The sequence below is a fragment of the Streptomyces sp. NPDC037273 genome (genome assembly GCF_055603625.1).
Genome location: NZ_JBVJVO010000003.1, coordinates 308,334 through 326,101 on the forward strand (window position 1 = coordinate 308,334; position 17,768 = coordinate 326,101).

Here is a 17,768-nt window from a genome sequence, read left to right on the forward strand (position 1 = left end):
GGGAGGGTACGGCGATGACCGGAACCGACTGGGCGGCCTGGCAGCGGAGCTGGGACCGTCAGCAGGAGTGGTACATGCCGGACCGCGAGGAGCGGTTCCGCGTGATGCTCGACATGGTCGAAGCGGTCGTGGGACCGAAGCCCCGCGTGCTCGACCTCGCCTGCGGTACGGGAAGTATCACGGATCGGCTGCTCCGGAGGTTCCCCGATTCGACCAGTACTGGAGTGGATCTCGACCCGGCGCTCCTGGCCATCGCCGAGGGGTACTTCGAGGGCGACGAGCGCGTCACGCTGGTGGCCGCCGATCTCAAGGACCCCGCGTGGACCGCGAGGCTGCCCCATGACACGTACGACGCCGTCCTGACCGCCACCGCGCTCCACTGGCTCCACAGCGAGCCTCTGACGGCCCTCTACGGGCAGCTCGCCGGTCTCGTCAGGGACGGCGGCGTCTTCCTCAACGCCGACCACATGATCGACGGGACCACCCCGCGCATCAACGCCGCCGAACGCGCCCACCGGCACGCCGCCATGGACCGCGCCAAGGCCGCCGGAGCCCAGGACTGGGCCGCCTGGTGGGCCGCCGCCGCGGCGGACCCGGCCCTCGCCGCGCCCACCGCCCGCCGCTTCGAGATCTACGGCGAGCACGCCGACGGCGACACCCCCTCCGCCGGCTGGCACGCCGAGACCCTGCGCGCCGCCGGCTTCGCCGAGGCGCGCCCGGTCTGGGCCTCGCCCTCCGACACGCTGATCCTCGCCGTCAAGTAGCGCGGGGCACGCGGAACCCGGAAGGGGCGGTACGGGAGACCCCGTACCGCCCCTTCCGGCGTGGACTACAGCACCTTGGACAGGAACGCCTTCGTCCGGTCGTGCTGCGGGTTGGTCAGGACGTCCCGCGGGCGGCCGGACTCGACCACCACACCGCCGTCCATGAAGACCAGCGAGTCGCCGACCTCACGGGCGAAGCCCATCTCGTGCGTGACGACGACCATCGTCATGCCCGACTCGGCCAGGTCCCGCATGACGTCCAGGACGTCGCCGACGAGCTCGGGGTCGAGCGCGGAGGTCGGCTCGTCGAAGAGCATCAGCTTCGGCTCCATCGCCAGCGCGCGGGCGATGGCCACGCGCTGCTGCTGGCCGCCGGAGAGCTGCGAGGGGTAGTTCCCCGCCTTGTCCCGCAGGCCGACCCGGTCGAGCAGCCGCTCGGCGCGCTCGCGCGCCACCGCCTTCGACTCGCCCTTCACCTGGATGGGCGCCTCCATGACGTTGGCCAGGGCCGTCATGTGCGGGAACAGGTTGAAGCGCTGGAAGACCATGCCGATGTCGCGGCGCTGGAGCGCGACCTCGCTGTCCTTCAGCTCGTAGAGCTTGTCGCCTTTCTGGCGGTAACCGACCAGCTCGCCGTCGACCGAGAGCCGGCCGGCGTTGATCTTCTCCAGGTGGTTGATGCAGCGCAGGAAGGTGGACTTGCCGGAACCGGACGGGCCGATCAGGCAGAACACCTCGCCGTTCTGCACCTCCAGGTCGATGCCCTTGAGGATGTGCGCGGCGCCGTAGGACTTGTGGACGCCCTCGGCCTTCACCATGGCAGTCACTTGGCCACCGCCTGACGGTTGGAGAATCGGGAGAGGTTCGCCTTGACCTTCTGCCACGGCGTGGGGGGCAGCGAGCGCAGGGCGCCCTTCGCGTAGTGCCTCTCCAGGTAGTACTGCCCGACGCTGAACACGGAGGTCAGAGCCAGGTACCAGACCGAGGCGACGAAGAACATCTCCATCACGGCGAACGAGGTCGACGCGATGTCCTGGGCGCTGCGCAGCAGGTCCTGGTACTGGACCGCGACCACGAGGGACGAGGTCTTCAGCATGTTGATGAACTCGTTGCCCGTCGGCGGGATGATCACCCGCATCGACTGCGGCAGGACCACCCGGCGCATCGTCTTCGACTGGGACATGCCGAGCGCGTGCGCGGCCTCGGTCTGCCCCTCGTCGACGGACTGGATGCCCGCGCGGACGATCTCCGCCATGTACGCGCCCTCGTTGAGGCCGAGACCCAGCAGGGCGGCCAGGAAGGGGGTCATGACGTCGGTCATCTCGTCCTTGTAGAACCCGATGTTGAAGATCGGGAAGATCAGGGCGAGGGAGAACCAGATGAGCAGCTGGACGTAGACCGGGGTGCCCCGGAAGATCCAGATGTAGAGCCAGGCGACGGTGTTGGTCACCGGGTTCTTCGAGAGGCGCATGATCGCGAACACGACGCCGAGCGCCAGGCCGAGCGCCATCGAGGCGACGCTGATCAGCACCGTGTGCCACAGGCCGGTGAGGATGCTCGAGTCGAAGAGCTTCTCCGGCACGGTCGCCCAGCGGACGTCGCCCTGCGAGAAGGCGTACACGAGCAGGCCCAGCAGGGCCGCGACCACTATTCCGGCGACCCAGCGGCCGTAGTGCCGGACCGGGATGGCCTTGATCGCCTCGGGCGGCGGTCCCGCCGGGGCGGGTGCCGCCCCGGCCGGAACCTTGTCGATCTTGTCAGTCACAACGACTGCCCTTCAGTCTTGCGGGAGAGGGTCAGGAGCCGCCGTTGATCTTGGCCGCGGGGATGGCGCCGTCACCGGCGTTCCACTTGTCGAGGGCGGCCTTGTAGCTGCCGTCCTTGATGATCGCGTCGAGGGCGTCCTTGAGCGCGTCCCGCAGCTGGGTGTTCTTCTTGCTGACGGCGATGCCGAAGAGGCCCGCGTCCGTCTTGTTGGCGATCGCCTCGAAGTCGTTGCCGCCACCGGCCGTCTGGGCGATGTAGGCGGCGACCGGCGAGTCGTTGAGGTCGGCCACCGCGCCGCCGGCCTTGACGCGGGTCTGCGCCTCGGCGTCGGTCGGGTAGGACTCGAAGGTCAGCTTCGGCTTGCCGTCCTTCTCGCACTTGGCGGCCTGGTCCTTGGCGGCCTGCTCGTACGTCGTGCCGCGCTGGACCGCGAGCTTCTTGCCGCACAGGTCGTCGAGGGACTTGATGTTCTCCGGGTTGCCCTTCTTCACCAGGATGCCGGTGGAGGCGGAGAAGTAGTCGACGAAGTCGACGCCGGCGCCGGTCTTCTGGCCCTTGTCGTCCAGACCCTCCTGGCGGGCCTTGGTGTCCGTCATGGAGGACATGACGGCGTTGGTGCGGCCGGTGTTCAGCGAGGTCAGCAGGGTGTCGAAGGTGCCGCTCTCGAAGGAGAACTTCACACCGAGCTGCTTCGACAGGGCGGCGGCGATGTCGGGGTCGATGCCGACGATCTCCTCGCCCTTCTTGAACTCCATCGGGGCGTACGTGGCGTCCGTGCCGACCTTGATCACGCCGGACTTCTGGATCTCGGCCGGGAGCTTCGAGAACAGCGGCGCGGTGTTCGCGGCACCGGTCGAGGCGCCGCCCTCGGGCTTCTTCCCGCTCTCGGTCTGGTCGCCACAGGCGGTCAGCAGCATGGAGCCGGCGACCGCGATGGCGGCGACCGCGGCAAGACGGGACGTGCGGGTCTTGGCGACGGTCGTACAGCGCGTGGAGCGTGCGGTCATGGTCGGGTTCCTCCGGCGTTGAGGGAGTTGCCAGTAGGTCGCGTACGCGTCTTCGAGTGCCGCGACCTCGTGTGATTACGGCATCTTGCCATTCGGACCGCCTCAAACCGACGGCCAGTGATGTCAAAATCGGGTAACGGGTGACCCCCGAATCGCAACAGGCCGGTACATCAGGGCCGGACCTTCTGCGGTATCCCTTCCCTTTCCCCGGAAAATCTCCGGTGCATCTCGCCATTCGGACGAACCGAAGGCGGCCAATCGGGTGGGCTGTGCATCTATCGGGACATCGGGTGACGTGTCGTTCTCCGTCCGTGTCCGGATGCACTCGGTATGAGTCGCGTCACCGAGAGGTTATGGACTCGTCTGCGGTGCCGTCTGTCCGGTAAGAAGGATCCTTACACCCCTCATCCGGGGCTCAGGGCGCGTTGTGCGGCGCGCCCGAGCGGCTGCCCGACAAGGCGGCCGCGGTGCCTCCCCACCCCTCCTCAACCAGGAGCGGCCACCCTCAAATGAAGAAGACTTAAGGGGTCAACCCAATGGCAGCGGAGATCGTCAATCCTCGCAATGACAGCGGTACCGAAGGAGCTCCCGAGGAGCCCTTCGACGCTGTCTTCGCGCTCCACCGGGGCGGCAAGATGGCTGTGCAGGCCACCGTGCCCGTCCGGGACAAGGACGACCTGTCCCTCGCGTACACGCCCGGCGTCGCCAAGGTGTGCACCGCGATCGCCGAGCAGCCCGAGCTGGTCAACGACTACACCTGGAAGTCCAACGTCGTCGCGGTCGTGACCGACGGGACGGCCGTGCTCGGTCTCGGTGACATCGGCCCGGAGGCCTCCCTCCCGGTCATGGAGGGGAAGGCCATCCTCTTCAAGCAGTTCGGCGGCGTGGACGCGGTCCCGCTCGCCCTCGCCACCACCGACACCGACGAGATCATCGAGACCGTCGTCCGGCTCGCCCCGTCCTTCGGCGGCGTGAACCTGGAGGACATCTCGGCGCCGCGGTGCTTCGAGATCGAGCGCAGGCTCCAGGAGCGCCTCGACATCCCGGTCTTCCACGACGACCAGCACGGCACCGCGATCGTCACCCTCGCGGCGCTGCGCAACGCGGCGAAGCTGACCGGCCGGACCCTCGGCGAGCTCCGCGGCGTCATCTCGGGCGCGGGCGCGGCCGGTGTGGCCATCGCCAAGTTCCTCCTGGAGGCCGGTCTCGGCGACGTGGCGGTCACCGACCGCAAGGGCATCGTCAGCCGTGACCGCGAGGACCTCACCGACGTCAAGCGCGAGATCGCGGAGCTCACCAACAAGGCGGGCCTGAGCGGCTCCCTGGAGAGCGCCCTGGCCGGCGCGGACCTGTTCATCGGCGTCTCCGGCGGTACGGTCCCCGAGGAGGCCGTCGCCTCCATGGCCCCGAACGCCTTCGTGTTCGCCATGGCCAACCCGAACCCCGAGGTCCACCCCGACGTCGCGCACAAGTACGCGGCCGTCGTGGCGACCGGCCGTTCGGACTACCCGAACCAGATCAACAACGTCCTCGCGTTCCCCGGCATCTTCGCCGGCGCGCTCCAGGTCCGGGCCTCCCGGATCACCGAGGGCATGAAGATCGCCGCGGCGAACGCCATCGCGGACGTCGTCGGCGACCAGCTCGCCGCCGACTGCGTCATCCCGTCGCCGTTCGACGAGCGGGTCGCCCCGGCCGTCGCGGCCGCCGTGGCCGCCGCCGCCCGTGCGGAGGGCGTCGCGCGCCGCTGAGCTCGTGACTGACCGCCGAAGGGCCCTGTTCCGCACTCCGCGGGGTGGGGCCCTTCGCTTGTCACTGGGGGGTGTGTCACACGGGTGCGTGGTTCCGCCACGCACCCGTCGGACCCTAGGGTCGGGGCCATGTTCGCTGCCTACGCTGCCCGAATCGACCGTGACCAGCCGTTGAACGGCCTCGAGTTGGGCGAACGCCCCGAACCCGAGGTACGGCCGGGATGGACCACCGTGACCGTGAAGGCCGCCTCGCTCAACCACCACGACCTGTGGTCGCTGCGTGGGGTGGGGCTGCCCGAGGAGAGGCTGCCGATGATCCTCGGCTGCGATGCCGCGGGCATCGACGAGGACGGCAACGAGGTCGTCCTGCACTCCGTGATCGGCCAGACCGGCCACGGCGTCGGTCCCGACGAGCCCCGGTCCATCCTCACCGAGCGGTACCAGGGGACGTTCGCCGAGCGGGTCACCGTGCCCCGCTGGAACGTGCTGCCCAAGCCGAAGGAGCTGTCCTTCGAGGAGGCCGCCTGCCTGCCCACGGCCTGGCTGACCGCCTACCGCATGCTCTTCACCAACGCCGGGGTGCGGCCCGGCGATTCGGTCCTCGTCCAGGGCGCCGGCGGCGGCGTGGCCACCGCGGCCATCGCCCTGGGGAAGGCGGCAGGCCTGCGGGTCTACGCCACCAGCCGCGACGAGGCGAAGCGGAAGCGGGCCGTCGAGCTCGGGGCCGTCGAGGCGTACGAGCCGGGGGCGCGGCTGCCGAGGCGGGTGGACGCGGTCATCGAGACCGTCGGCGCCGCCACCTGGTCGCACTCGGTGAAGTCGCTGCGGCCCGGCGGCACGCTCGTCATCTCGGGCGCCACGAGCGGCGACCGGCCCTCGCACGCCGAGCTGACCCGGATCTTCTTCCTCGAACTCAAGGTCGTCGGCTCGACGATGGGCTCCAAGGACGAGCTGGAGGACCTGCTGTCCTTCTGCGCGGCGACGGGGGTGCGGCCGGTCATCGACGACGTACTGCCGCTGGAGCGGGCCCGGGAGGGCTTCGAGCGGATGGCCACCGGCGAGCTCTTCGGGAAGATCGTCCTGAAGACCTCGTGACAACCCCTTGATACGGGTCGGTCGACCTGATGGGATCTCCGGCACGCGAAACGTGAACATCACTCACCTTGCCGTGCCGGAGGTTCTCCTTGTTCCGCACCACTCTCGCGGCGACCGCCGTCGTCGCCGCGCTCCTCGCCCCGACGGCCGCCCACGCGGGCCCCGCGGGCCCCGCAGCCCCCGCCGGCGCCGCGGGGACGGGCATCCCCGCCCTCACCGACGAGCACGGCCGCGTCCTGACCCTGCGGGGCTGGAACGTCGGGGACAAGGCGCACAGCGGCGACACCGCGCTCTCCTCGATCACCGAGAAGCACTTCCGGGACATGCGGGCCAAGGGCTTCAACACCGCCCGGGTGCTGGTCTTCTGGGACGACCTGGAACCCAGCCCCGGCTGGTACAGCCAGACCTACCTGCGGAAGATCGAACGGGTCCTCGACTGGGCCGCGCGCCACGACGTCAAGGTCGTCCTCGACGCCCACCAGGACGTCTTCGGCCCCGCCTTCGGCCACCGGGGCATCCCCGCCTGGGCGACCAGGACCGACGGCCTGCCCTTCACCCCGCACCCCGACGACTGGTTCTCCGAGTACTTCGAGCCTGCCGTGCAGCGCGCCTTCACCCACCTGTACGAGGACGAGGACCTGCGCCGCGCCCAGGCCCGCATGTGGCGGGTGCTCGCCGACCGCTTCGAGGACCACCCGGCCGTCCTCGGCTACGACCCCATCAACGAGCCGATGGGCGAACTCCGCGAGGGCGAGGACCTCGCGACGGCCGCGCGTCGCATCGAGCGGGAGCAGCTCACCCCCATGTACAACCGGATCGCCGACGCGATCCGCGCGGTCGACGACTCGAACTGGATCTTCGTCGAGCCCACCCCCATCGTGGGCGAGGGCGTGCCCACCGGGCTCGGCCGGATCGACGACCCCAAGATCGTCTACGCCCCCCACTTCTACAACGGCGCCATGGAGGCGGGCGGGGACTACGACCCGGCCGCCGGGTGGATCGAGAACTACGAGCAGGCCGTCGTCCAGTACCCCAAGGAGCACAAGGTCCCGGTCGTGGTCGGCGAGTGGGGGCCGCTCAACAACTCCCAGCCGAACATGAACCGCTTCTACCGCGAGGCCATGGCCTCCCTCGGCCGCTACAGCTCCGGCTGGACCGGCTGGGAGTGGTGCTACGGCGGCGGCTACTGCGCGGTGGACGCCGCCGGCGCCTTCCGCACCAACAAGGAACTGACCGCCGAGCCCTACGCCGAGGCCGTCGCCGGCACCGTCCGCTCCAGCGCCTACGACCCGGCGGCGGGGGTCTACCGCCTGTCGTACGACTCCGCCGGCCGGCGCGGATCCCGCGTCACCGAACTCTCCCTCCCGCCCGGCAGCTGGCGTCTCACCGCCCGCGGCGGCGCGGTCGTCCTCCGCAAGTCCCCCGGCAAGGCCTGGGTCCTCGCCACCCCCGGCGCCCACGTCACGGTCACGGCCACCCGGGGCTGAGCCGGGGGCCGTCCCCCGGGCCCGGGGTCAGGCCTTGGGGTTGGGGCGGAGGAGGGTGGTGATGTGGTGGGCGGCGGTTGAGAGGTGGTGGCGGGTGTCGGTGAGTTGGTCCTGGGTGACGCCGTGGTCGCGGGCCGCGTCGCGGATTTCGTCGCGGAAGCGGTCGAGGAGCCGGTCGAGGTCGCGGGCCGGGTCGGCGGAGGGGCCGGGGTCCCGGGCCCACTCCGGGGCGTCGTCGGCGGGGTCGGCCGCGAACGGCGGCTCCTGGTCGGCGGCCTTCGGGTGGGTGGTGCCCGCGACGAGGCCGCCGAGCTGGGCCGTGATGCCGGAGAGGCCCTCCCAGACGCCCTTGGGCCAGTCGCCCCGGGAGAAGTGGACCTGGACCTCCTCCTGCACCTGCTGGGCGATCTGCTGGAACTCCTTCACCTGGCGGCGCGCCGACCTGGCCTCCGCGCGGGCCTCCCGGGCCTGCTCCTTCCACTCCTGGCCGACCCGCCGCAGCTCCTCCTTGGCGTCGGTGAAGGCGGAGAACTCCGAGGCCTTGGTCCGGCCCGCCTCCGCGCGCATCTCGCTGCGCACCCGGCCGGCCGCACCCCGCACGTCGTCGCGGATCTCGGCGGCGAGCTCCGAGACCGACTCGCGGATCTCCCGCTCCAGGTCGTCCAGTTCGGCGCCGCGCCCGGCCAGTTCGGCGCGGCCCGCGTCGGTGATCGAGTAGACCTTCCGGCCGCCCTCGCTGGCATGGGTGACGAGGCCCTCGGCCTCCAGCTTGGCGAGGCGCGGGTAGACCGTGCCGGCCGAGGGCGCGTAGAGCCCCTGGAAGCGCTCCTCCAGGAGGCGGATCACCTCGTAGCCATGGCGAGGCGCCTCGTCGAGCAGCTTGAGCAGATAGAGCCGCAGGCGGCCGTGGGCGAAGACGGGCGGCATGTCAGAGCACCTTTCCGGACGCGGAGGGGGCGGGGGAGGGGGCGGAGGGGTCCTCGTCCCGCTGGGGACGGCGGAGCAGGGCGATGGAACCGGAGACGGTGGTGGCCTTGAGCGTGCCCCGGCCGTCGCCGAGGGTGCCGGAGATGGACTTGGCGCCCCACTGGCCCGTCACGCGCAGGTCCTCGAAGGCGTTCGACACGGAGCCGCTGGTGGTGCTCGCCTGGACCCGGGCGTCCGTCGGGTGCGGCAGCCGGATGGCGACCTCGCCGGAGACGCTGGTGAGCCGGATGTCCGCGGGCGGCCCGTCGAGCTCGGCCGGGTCGAGGTCGATGACCATGTCCCCGCTCACCGTGTCGGCCTTCACCGAGGCGCCGGCGCCCTCGATCACCGTGACGTCCCCGGTCACCGAGTTGACCTTCAGGGCGCCCGTCACCGACTGCGCCTCCAGATTGCCCGAGACGCTCTCGGCGCGGACCGGGCCCGAGAGCCGCAGCAGGGTCGTGTCGCCGGTGACGCCGCGCACCTCCGTACGCCCGCTGATGCCGGAGACGACGGCCTCGGCGCCGACGACCCCCACCTCGACGTCGACGCCCGCGGGGACGGCGACCGAGACGACGGCCCGGCGCCGGAACTCCTTGCGGTCGAGCCACTTGAGGAAGCTCTTCCACTGCAGGTCCTCGTAGCCCACGGTCAGGGTGGAGCCCTCCTGCGACACGATCAGGGGCGGGCCCTCGATCTCGGAGACCTCCACGCGGACGGAATCCTCGTCGGTCCCCACCACGTTCACCGCGCCGTTGACGATGCGGACCTGCAGGCGCGCCACGGGGTCGGCCGGTGTCAGTTTCGTCGGCTCGGTGACGGACCACTCTGTCATGGTGCTGACCTCCCGTTTCGGCAACGCAACATATCGCGTCTCTCGCAAGACACGATATATCGCGGCGAGGTGAAGTCAACCCTGGCCCATCCCTGACTCGCCCCTGACAGGGTGGGGGCAATTACCTTCGTACGCGGACAAATTGGCCTAGCGTAGGGCTCATGAACGCGACCACCGGACCGAACCCCGTCGGGGCGCTGCTGCTCTGCCGCGCCGAGCCACCGGCGGTCCGCCCGCCGGCCCGCCTGCTCAGGGAACAGCTGCTCCTCGCCCCCGCGGGCGCCGACTGGAGCGTGCTCGTACCGGAGGGGAAGCCCTGGCTGCACGGCGGGGAGCCGGTCGAGCAGGTCGTCACCGGGTGGGCCACCGCCCTCGCGGTCTCCGCCGCCACCTGGCCCGTCGTCGCGCTGTGGTGGGACCGCGAGCGGGCCGGACTCACCCTCGCCGCCGGATTCCGCAGGACCGTCGGCTACACCTGGCTCGCCGACGGCACCCCCGTCGGCGAGGACGAGGCCATGCGCACCTTCGCCGCCCGGCTCGCCCTCGACCCCGTCCTCGACGTCCAGGCCCTGGAACCGCTCACCGAGCCAGACCAGGACGCCGACGCCCACAGCCGGCTGGTCGGCGTCGTCGCCGTCCTCGCCCGCGTCGGACTCCACCTGCCCACCGGCCTCACCCCCGGCGAGAGCGCCGACCGGCTCCGCTCCGTCGCCCTCGCCCAGGGCGCCGAACAGCTCGACGGGCACGGCGAAGGAGCCGCCCAGGCCCTGACGAAGCTGAAGACCTGGGGAGGCGACGCGGTGCGCGCCGAACTCGACGCGGTGGAGGAAGGGCCCCTCGGCCCGTACCTGCGCGGCCCCCGGGCGCGCGCCCTCAGCGCCGTACAGCTCGCCGCGGGCGTCCCCCTGCTCGCCTGGGGTATCGGCCGGCGCAGCGGTGGCTGGGCGACCGCCGGAGCCCTGCTGGTCGCCCACGGCACCCTCGGCTTCGCCTACGACCGGCTGCGCGAACACTGACGGGCGGGCGCGCTGTGCGCGCGACGGAGGGCGGGTGCGGTGGCGGGCGTACCGACCACTCGGGTCCTACTCGTCGTCGTCCTCGTCGTCGTCCAGGCGGGCGAGCCAGGTGGCGAGGCGCTCGACCGGCACCTCGAAGTCGGGGTTGAGGTCGACGAAGGTCCGCAGCTGCTCGGCGAGCCACTCGAAGGTGACCTCCTCCTCGCCGCGCCGCTTCTCCAGTTCCTCGATGCCACGGTCGGTGAAGTACATGCGATCAGGATAGGCCGGAAACGCCGGAGGCCCGGCACCCCCTCAGGGGTACCGGGCCTCCGCTCCGTACACGTACGGAAGGGGTCGGTCAGGCCTCGAAGACCTCGTTGACCAGCTGCTGCTGCTCCGCCTGGTGGCGCTTGGCCGAGCCGACCGCCGGGGAGGAGGAGTGCGGACGCGAGATCCGGCGCAGGCGCTCGCCCGCCGGGATGTCCGCGCCGACCGCCAGGTCCAGGTGGTCGATCAGGTTGAGCGCGATGAACGGCCACGCACCCTGGTTCGCCGGCTCCTCCTGCGCCCAGATGTACTTCGCGGCGTTCGGGTACTTGGCGATCTCGGCCTGGAGCTCGGCACCCGGCAGCGGGTACAGGCGCTCCAGACGGATGATCGCGGTCTCCGTGTCACCGCGCTTCTGCCGCTCGGCCTCCAGGTCGTAGTAGACCTTGCCGGCGCAGAAGACGACCTTGCGGACGCCGGCCGGGTCGACCGTCGTGTCGCCGATCACCGGGCGGAAGCCGCCGGTGGTGAACTCCTCCACCTTGGACGCCGCGGCCTTCAGACGCAGCATCGACTTCGGGGTGAAGACGATGAGCGGCTTGTGGTGCGGGTTGTGGACCTGCCAGCGCAGCAGGTGGAAGTAGTTCGACGGCAGCGTCGGCATGGCGACCGTCATGTTGTCCTGGGCGCACATCTGGAGGAAGCGCTCCGGGCGCGCGGACGAGTGGTCCGGGCCCTGGCCCTCGTAGCCGTGCGGCAGGAGCAGCGTGACGCCGGAGGTCTGGCCCCACTTCTGCTCGGCCGAGGAGATGAACTCGTCGACGACGGTCTGCGCGCCGTTGACGAAGTCACCGAACTGGGCCTCCCAGATGACCAGGGCGTCCGGGCGCTCCAGGGAGTAGCCGTACTCGAAGCCCATCGCCGCGTACTCGCTGAGCAGCGAGTCGTAGACGTTGTAGTGGGCCTGCTCCTCGGTCAGGTAGAGCAGCGGGGTGTAGTCCTCGCCGGTCTCCTGGTCGACCAGGACCGCGTGGCGCTGGCCGAAGGTGCCGCGGCGGGAGTCCTGGCCCGACAGGCGGACCGGGGTGCCCTCCATCAGCAGGGAGCCGATGGCGAGGGTCTCGCCGAAGCCCCAGTCGATGGTGCCGTCGTCGATGGAGGCGGCGCGGCGCTGCATCTGCGGCAGCAGACGCGGGTGGACCGTGATCCGCTCCGGGATGCTGACCTGCGACTCGGCGATCCGCTTCACGACCTCCTGGGAGACCGCGGTGGTGACCTCGACCGGGAAGGCGGCCTTGGCGTCCGGCACGGTCGCCGACGCCGGGGCGTTGGTGGCCTCGCGGACCTCGGCGAACACCTTCTCCAGCTGGCCCTGGAAGTCCTGGAGCGCCTGCTCCGCCTCTTCGAGGGTGATGTCGCCGCGACCGATGAGCGACTCGGTGTACAGCTTGCGCACCGAACGCTTCTTGTCGATCAGGTTGTACATCTGCGGGTTGGTGAACTGCGGGTTGTCGCCCTCGTTGTGACCGCGGCGGCGGTAGCAGATGAGGTCGATCACGACGTCCTTGTTGAACGTCTGGCGGAACTCGAAGGCGAGCCGCGCGACGCGGACCACGGCCTCCGGGTCGTCGCCGTTCACGTGGAAGATCGGCGCCTCGATCATGCGGGCCACGTCGGTCGCGTACATCGAGGAACGCGAGGACTCCGGGGCGGCGGTGAAGCCGACCTGGTTGTTGATGACGATGTGGACCGTGCCGCCGGTGCGGTAGCCGCGCAGCTGCGACATGTTCAGCGTCTCGGCGACGACACCCTGGCCGGCGAAGGCCGCGTCACCGTGCAGGGCGACGGGCAGGACGGTGAAGTCCGTGCCGCCCTTGTTGATGACGTCCTGCTTGGCGCGGACGATGCCTTCGAGGACCGGGTCGACCGCCTCGAGGTGCGAGGGGTTGGCGGCCAGCGAGACCTTGATCTCCTCGCCGTCCAGGCCGACGAAGGTGCCCTCGGCGCCCAGGTGGTACTTGACGTCGCCGGAGCCGTGCATCGACTTCGGGTCGAGGTTGCCCTCGAACTCGCGGAAGATCTGCGCGTACGACTTGCCCACGATGTTCGCGAGGACGTTCAGGCGGCCGCGGTGGGCCATGCCGATGACGACCTCGTCGAGGCGCGACTCGGCGGCCGAGTCGATGACGGCGTCGAGCAGCGGGATGACGGACTCGCCGCCCTCCAGGGAGAAGCGCTTCTGGCCGACGTACTTCGTCTGCAGGAAGGTCTCGAAGGCCTCTGCGGCGTTCAGCCGGCGCAGGATCCGCAGCTGCTCCTCGCGCTCCACGCGGGAGTGCGGGCGCTCGACGCGGTCCTGGATCCACTTGCGCTGCTTCGGGTCCTGGATGTGCATGAACTCGACGCCGGTGGTGCGGCAGTACGAGTCGCGCAGGACGCCGAGGATGTCGCGCAGCTTCATCATCGACTTGCCGGCGAAGCCGCCGACCGCGAACTCGCGCTCCAGGTCCCACAGGGTGAGGCCGTGCTCGGTGATGTCCAGGTCGGGGTGCTTGCGCTGCTTGTACTCCAGCGGGTCGGTGTCGGCCATGACGTGGCCGCGGACCCGGTAGGAGTGGATCAGCTCGAAGACCCGCGCGGCCTTGGTGACGTCGTCGTCGTGCGAGGCGTCGATGTCCTTGAGCCAGCGGACCGGCTCGTAGGGGATGCGCAGGGCCTTGAAGATGTCGTCGTAGAAGCCCTCCTCGCCGAGGAGGTAGTTGGCGACGACGCGCAGGAACTCGCCGGAGGCGGCGCCCTGGATGACCCGGTGGTCGTACGTCGAGGTCAGGGTCATGACCTTCGAGATGCCCAGCTTGTTCAGGGTGTCCTGGGAGGTGCCCTGGAACTCGGCCGGGTAGTCCATGGAGCCGACGCCCATGATGACCGACTGTCCGGGCATCAGACGCGGCACGGAGTGGACGGTGCCGAGGCCGCCGGGGTTGGTCAGGGAGACCGTGACGCCGGTGAAGTCGTCCATCGACAGCTTGCCCACGCGGGCGCGCTTGACGATGTCCTCGTAGGCCTGCCAGAACTCGAAGAAGTTGAGCGTCTCGGCCTTCTTGATGCCCGCGACGACGAGCTGGCGGTCGCCGTTGGGCTTCACCAGGTCGATGGCGAGACCGAAGTTGACGTGCTCCGGCTTGACCAGGGTCGGCTTGCCGTCCTTCTCCGCGAAGGAGTAGTTCATGGACGGCATGGCCTTGATCGCCTGCACCATCGCGTAGCCGATGAGGTGCGTGAAGGAGATCTTCCCGCCCCGGGCGCGCTTCAGGTGGTTGTTGATCACGATCCGGTTGTCGAAGAGCAGCTTCACCGGGACGGCGCGGACGGACGTGGCCGTCGGCACCTCGAGGGAGGCGTTCATGTTCTTCGCGACCGCGGCGGCGGGGCCGCGCAGCGTGATCAGCTCGGGGCCTGCGGGGGCCTCGGCGGCCTTGGCCGGCGCCGGAGCGGCGGCGGCGGGCTTCGCGACGGCCGGCGCGGGGGCCGCGGCGGGCTTCACCGGGGCAGGAGCCGCGACCGGGGCGGGCGCGGGGGCCGGAACGACCGCGGGAGCCGAAGGCGCGGCCTGTGCGGGGCTCGCCTGCGGCGCGGCGGGCGCGCTCGGGGTGGTGGTGGCGGCCGGGGCGGCCGGGGTCTCCGATGCTCCGGGCTTGTAGTCGGCGAAGAAGTCCCACCAGGCACGATCGACTGAATTCGGGTCCTGGAGGTACTGCTGGTAGATCTCGTCGACGAGCCACTCGTTGGCACCGAAGGCGGCGGCGGGGCTTACGCCCGACCCGTCTTGGTCAGCCGGGGAGCTCGGGGTACTGGGGGACTGAGACGACACGGCGGCAACCGCCCTCTTCCGCTTCGCAAGGTGATGGACAGCGGAAATAAAGGCTACGCCTGTCCGGCCGAGAGGTGCAGGCCGGGCACTCCAACGTCGCGCAAGTCACACTTGACGGGGTGTTTCGGGGCCGTGAATGGCGGGAAACAACCGTGGTTCCGTCGGTGTGAGGGTACGGGGAAGTGCGGGAACGGCCCTCCTCGGCCGCACCCCTGATCGCGCCCCGCTCATGTGCACGCAGCTCACAGTCACGTACACGCAGGTCTCGATCACGTATACGCAGGTCCTGCTCAGCTACACGCAGAACATGCGCTTCCGGTTCGAACCCTACGTCAATCCCGCGGGCGGACGCTGCCCGGAAGAGTGACTCTGATGCGGCACCCGCGTGACGATTCGGCCACGCCGATCCCGCCGCCGTGCAGATCCACCGCCCAGCGGGCGATCGCCAGGCCGAGACCCGTGCCGCCGTCGCTGCCGGGACCCGGCCGGTGCGGGGCCGAGCCCCGGTTGAACCGCTCGAAGACCTTGTGGCGCTCCGACTCCGGGATGCCGGGACCCTCGTCCTCGACCTCCAGCTCCAGCGAGTCCGGATACGGGCCGCGCCGGGCCCGCACCGTGACGCGGCCGTGCGGCGGGGAGTGCTTCACCGCGTTGTCGATCAGGTTCGCCATCACCTGGTGCAGCCGCTCCGCGTCCGCGTGCCCGACCAGCTCGGGCGGCGACACGTCCAGGTGCAGATGGACGTCCGTCCGGTTGTGCAGCCCCGAGGTGGAGGACAGATCGCGCTGGGAGGCGGCGAGGTTCGCCTCCCGCAGGATCCCCGAGAGGTACGGCCAGACCTCGAAACGGCTGGCCCGCAGGGCGACGACACCGTTGTCAAGACGTGACAGGTCGAGCAGGGTCTCGACGAGCCGGCCGAGCCGCTCGGTCTGCTTCAGGGCCGACCGCATGGTCTCCGGGTCGGCCTCGGAGACGCCGTCCACGACGTTCTCCAGGACCGCGCGGAGCGCGGCGATCGGGGTGCGGAGCTCGTGGGAGACATTGGCCACCAGCTCCTTGCGGTGCCGGTCGACGGCCTCCAGGTCGTCCGCCATGCGGTTGATGGTCGACGCCAGGTCGCCCAGCTCGTCCCGCCGGTCGGCGCCCCGCACCCGGCGGCTGAAGTCGCCGCGCGAGATCGTCCCCGCCACCGTGGTCATCTCGTCCAGCGGGGCCGTCAGGGACTGCGCCACGAACTGGGTGATCAGCAGGGTCGCGATCATCGCGAAGACCGTGATGTACCGGAACTCCGTCGACGTCCGGATCGCCACCAGCGCCAGGCCGGAGGTCAGCAGGACCGCCCCGACGACCAGGGCGCCCAGCTTCGTCTTGATCGAGATCACGATCCGGCGGGGCCGGCGCGGCCGGTCCGGTACGTGTCCCGCGTGCGGCCTCCCGGGCCCCGGCCGGCTCACGGCGCCGGGGTCTCCAGCGCGTAACCGACGCCGTGGACCGTACGGATCCGCTCGGCCCCGATCTTCCGGCGCAGCGCCTTGATGTGGCTGTCCACGGTCCGGGTCCCGGAGGCGTCCGCCCAGTCCCACACCTCGGCGAGGAGCTGCTCGCGGGAGAGCACCGCGCGCGGGGTGCCCGCCAGACAGACGAGCAGGTCGAACTCGGTCGGGGTCAGGTGCACGTCCTCCGCGCGCACCCGGACCCGGCGCTGCGCGTGGTCGATCTCCAGCTCGCCGAGCCGCAGGATGCCGCTGCGCGGGGTGACCGCCGCGAGCGCGGCCCGCTCCACCCGGCGCAGCAGTACGTGCACCCGGGCGGCCAGCTCGCGCATCGAGAACGGCTTCGTCATGTAGTCGTCGGCGCCGACGCCGAGCCCGACCAGCATGTCGGTCTCGTCGTCGCGTGCGGTCAGCATGAGGACCGGCACGGGCCGCTGGGCCTGGACCCGGCGGCAGACCTCCAGGCCGTCGAAACCGGGCAGCATCACGTCAAGGACCATCAGGTCCGGCTGCCAGGCCTCGGCCGCTTCGACGGCGGCGGGGCCGTCCGTCGCCGTCTGCACGAGGAAGCCCTCGGCGCGCAGCCGCGCGGAGATCGCCTCGACGATCGTGGCGTCGTCCTCGACCACCAGGACGCGCCGCTGGGCCCCCGGAGTGGCCGCCGCACCGTGGTGAGTGGTGTGTGTCTGCTCCATTGCCCCGCCTCGCGTCGCCGATGTCGGTGCAGCAGCCTAGAGGTACCGGCGGCGTCCCGGCTATCCAGGAGCGATCAGGTTGCCGTCAGGGGCGGACCGCGAGGTGGACGGCGTCGGGGACGCCCCGGGCAACCGGGATCTCTTCCGTCCGTACCCCGCTGAATCCGGCATTCCGCAACGACTCTTCGAAATCGCCGGAGGGGCGGGCGGACCAGACGGCGAGGACGCCGCCGGGGTTCAGACGGGCCTTGCAGGCCGCCAACCCCTCGGTCGAGTACAGGGATTCGTTGTCCTCGGTGACCGTCCAGTCGGGGCCGTTGTCGATGTCCAGACACAGTGCGTCGTAGGTGTCGGCGGAGGTGCGGAGGTGCGCCACGAGGTCCGTGTGCAGGATCACGGTCCGCGGATCGGCGAGCGCGGGTCCGGAGATCGCGGCGAGCGGGCCCCGGCGGTGCCAGTCGATGATCGCCTCCTCACGCTCGGCGACGACGATCCGGCTCCAGCGGGGGTCGGCGGCCGCGTGGGCGAGCGAGAAGCCGACGCCGAGGCCGCCGACGAGGACGGAGGCGCCCGGCCGGGACGCCTCGGGGAGGGCCGTCAGGGCCGCGTCGACGAGGAGGCGCTCGGAGCGGCCGTCGGAGGTGTCCATGAGGAAGGTGCCGTTGGCGATGATCTCGAAGTGCTCGGCGCGGCGGCGCAGCACGACCTCTCCGTACGGTCCTTCGCGGCGGTCGAGGGTCAAGGGGGAGGACATCGTCGTTCTATCCGCTCTCGT

The 17,768-nt window shown here is 70.7% G+C and carries 15 protein-coding genes; 5 read left to right on the forward strand and 10 right to left on the reverse strand.

The genetic code is table 11. The features are described 5' to 3' along the window. The first annotated feature begins 14 nt into the window (after positions 1 to 14). Positions 15 to 764 (forward strand): class I SAM-dependent methyltransferase, encoded by a 750-nt coding sequence (locus ACZ7G1_RS10750; RefSeq protein ID WP_470872420.1) that lies wholly within the window; start codon positions 15 to 17, stop codon positions 762 to 764. Positions 765 to 829: 65 nt separating this feature from the next. On the opposite strand, the gene ACZ7G1_RS10755 is transcribed toward ACZ7G1_RS10750, so the two are convergent. From ACZ7G1_RS10755 to ACZ7G1_RS10765, 3 genes are read right to left on the reverse strand one after another with little or no spacing between them, the layout of a single operon-like run. Next, positions 830 to 1,591 (reverse strand): amino acid ABC transporter ATP-binding protein, encoded by a 762-nt coding sequence (locus tag ACZ7G1_RS10755; RefSeq protein ID WP_470872419.1) that lies wholly within the window; start codon positions 1,589 to 1,591, stop codon positions 830 to 832. Beyond that, a complete protein-coding gene (locus ACZ7G1_RS10760; protein WP_470872417.1) occupies positions 1,588 to 2,529 on the reverse strand; it encodes an amino acid ABC transporter permease in 942 nt (313 codons plus the stop codon). The genes ACZ7G1_RS10755 and ACZ7G1_RS10760 overlap by 4 nt, the downstream gene beginning before the upstream one ends. A gap of 31 nt (positions 2,530 to 2,560) precedes the next feature. Further along, positions 2,561 to 3,538, reverse strand: coding sequence for an ABC transporter substrate-binding protein (locus tag ACZ7G1_RS10765; RefSeq protein ID WP_470872416.1), 978 nt, complete (start codon positions 3,536 to 3,538; stop codon positions 2,561 to 2,563). Between the two features lie 536 nt (positions 3,539 to 4,074). Between ACZ7G1_RS10765 and ACZ7G1_RS10770 the strand changes: the two genes are divergently transcribed. The 3 genes from ACZ7G1_RS10770 (at position 4,075) to ACZ7G1_RS10780 (ending at position 7,868) form a co-directional block, all read left to right on the forward strand. Beyond that, positions 4,075 to 5,286 carry an NAD(P)-dependent malic enzyme gene (locus tag ACZ7G1_RS10770; RefSeq protein WP_470872414.1) on the forward strand — a complete coding sequence of 404 codons (1,212 nt, stop codon included), beginning with the start codon at positions 4,075 to 4,077 and terminating at the stop codon, positions 5,284 to 5,286. A gap of 129 nt (positions 5,287 to 5,415) precedes the next feature. Further along, entirely contained in the window at positions 5,416 to 6,381 is a 966-nt protein-coding gene (locus tag ACZ7G1_RS10775; RefSeq protein WP_470872412.1) for a zinc-binding dehydrogenase, read from the forward strand. Between the two features lie 89 nt (positions 6,382 to 6,470). Further along, on the forward strand, positions 6,471 to 7,868 hold the full coding sequence (locus tag ACZ7G1_RS10780; RefSeq protein ID WP_470872410.1) for a cellulase family glycosylhydrolase: 1,398 nt from the start codon (positions 6,471 to 6,473) through the stop codon (positions 7,866 to 7,868). Between the two features lie 27 nt (positions 7,869 to 7,895). Here ACZ7G1_RS10780 and ACZ7G1_RS10785 read toward each other — a convergent pair whose 3' ends face one another. Both ACZ7G1_RS10785 and ACZ7G1_RS10790 read right to left on the reverse strand, forming a co-directional pair. After that, a complete protein-coding gene (locus ACZ7G1_RS10785; protein ID WP_470872408.1) occupies positions 7,896 to 8,795 on the reverse strand; it encodes a PadR family transcriptional regulator in 900 nt (299 codons plus the stop codon). A 1-nt stretch (position 8,796) separates the two neighbouring features. After that, complete coding sequence (locus ACZ7G1_RS10790; protein ID WP_470872407.1) at positions 8,797 to 9,669, reverse strand: DUF4097 family beta strand repeat-containing protein; 873 nt, start codon at positions 9,667 to 9,669, stop codon at positions 8,797 to 8,799. A 161-nt stretch (positions 9,670 to 9,830) separates the two neighbouring features. Between ACZ7G1_RS10790 and ACZ7G1_RS10795 the strand changes: the two genes are divergently transcribed. Then, entirely contained in the window at positions 9,831 to 10,685 is an 855-nt protein-coding gene (locus tag ACZ7G1_RS10795) for a hypothetical protein (protein WP_470872405.1), read from the forward strand. A 66-nt stretch (positions 10,686 to 10,751) separates the two neighbouring features. Here the strand turns inward: ACZ7G1_RS10795 and ACZ7G1_RS10800 are convergent, their stop codons facing one another. The 5 genes from ACZ7G1_RS10800 to ACZ7G1_RS10820 form a co-directional block, all read right to left on the reverse strand. Further along, complete coding sequence (locus ACZ7G1_RS10800) at positions 10,752 to 10,937, reverse strand: DUF6104 family protein (RefSeq protein ID WP_024761804.1); 186 nt, start codon at positions 10,935 to 10,937, stop codon at positions 10,752 to 10,754. Between the two features lie 88 nt (positions 10,938 to 11,025). Continuing rightward, positions 11,026 to 14,805: a multifunctional oxoglutarate decarboxylase/oxoglutarate dehydrogenase thiamine pyrophosphate-binding subunit/dihydrolipoyllysine-residue succinyltransferase subunit gene (locus ACZ7G1_RS10805; protein ID WP_470872403.1), complete on the reverse strand. Its 3,780-nt coding sequence runs from the start codon at positions 14,803 to 14,805 to the stop codon at positions 11,026 to 11,028. A gap of 332 nt (positions 14,806 to 15,137) precedes the next feature. Beyond that, complete coding sequence (locus ACZ7G1_RS10810) at positions 15,138 to 16,190, reverse strand: HAMP domain-containing sensor histidine kinase (RefSeq protein WP_470872773.1); 1,053 nt, start codon at positions 16,188 to 16,190, stop codon at positions 15,138 to 15,140. 65 nt (positions 16,191 to 16,255) lie between these two features. Beyond that, positions 16,256 to 16,993: a response regulator transcription factor gene (locus tag ACZ7G1_RS10815; protein ID WP_470872401.1), complete on the reverse strand. Its 738-nt coding sequence runs from the start codon at positions 16,991 to 16,993 to the stop codon at positions 16,256 to 16,258. 85 nt (positions 16,994 to 17,078) lie between these two features. Further along, on the reverse strand, positions 17,079 to 17,747 hold the full coding sequence (locus ACZ7G1_RS10820; protein WP_470872399.1) for a spermidine synthase family protein: 669 nt from the start codon (positions 17,745 to 17,747) through the stop codon (positions 17,079 to 17,081). Positions 17,748 to 17,768 lie beyond the last annotated feature (21 nt).

What these genes read in the sequence shown, in the direction of transcription:
- ACZ7G1_RS10750 (WP_470872420.1), top strand. Translation starts at nt 15, where the DNA reads ATGACCGGAACCGACTGGGCGGCCTGGCAGCGGAGCTGGGACCGTCAG.
- ACZ7G1_RS10765 (WP_470872416.1), bottom strand. Translation starts at nt 3,538, where the DNA reads ATGACCGCACGCTCCACGCGCTGTACGACCGTCGCCAAGACCCGCACG.
- ACZ7G1_RS10770 (WP_470872414.1), top strand. Translation starts at nt 4,075, where the DNA reads ATGGCAGCGGAGATCGTCAATCCTCGCAATGACAGCGGTACCGAAGGA.
- ACZ7G1_RS10775 (WP_470872412.1), top strand. Translation starts at nt 5,416, where the DNA reads ATGTTCGCTGCCTACGCTGCCCGAATCGACCGTGACCAGCCGTTGAAC.
- ACZ7G1_RS10785 (WP_470872408.1), bottom strand. Translation starts at nt 8,795, where the DNA reads ATGCCGCCCGTCTTCGCCCACGGCCGCCTGCGGCTCTATCTGCTCAAG.
- ACZ7G1_RS10790 (WP_470872407.1), bottom strand. Translation starts at nt 9,669, where the DNA reads ATGACAGAGTGGTCCGTCACCGAGCCGACGAAACTGACACCGGCCGAC.
- ACZ7G1_RS10795 (WP_470872405.1), top strand. Translation starts at nt 9,831, where the DNA reads ATGAACGCGACCACCGGACCGAACCCCGTCGGGGCGCTGCTGCTCTGC.
- ACZ7G1_RS10800 (WP_024761804.1), bottom strand. Translation starts at nt 10,937, where the DNA reads ATGTACTTCACCGACCGTGGCATCGAGGAACTGGAGAAGCGGCGCGGC.
- ACZ7G1_RS10815 (WP_470872401.1), bottom strand. Translation starts at nt 16,993, where the DNA reads ATGGAGCAGACACACACCACTCACCACGGTGCGGCGGCCACTCCGGGG.
- ACZ7G1_RS10820 (WP_470872399.1), bottom strand. Translation starts at nt 17,747, where the DNA reads ATGTCCTCCCCCTTGACCCTCGACCGCCGCGAAGGACCGTACGGAGAG.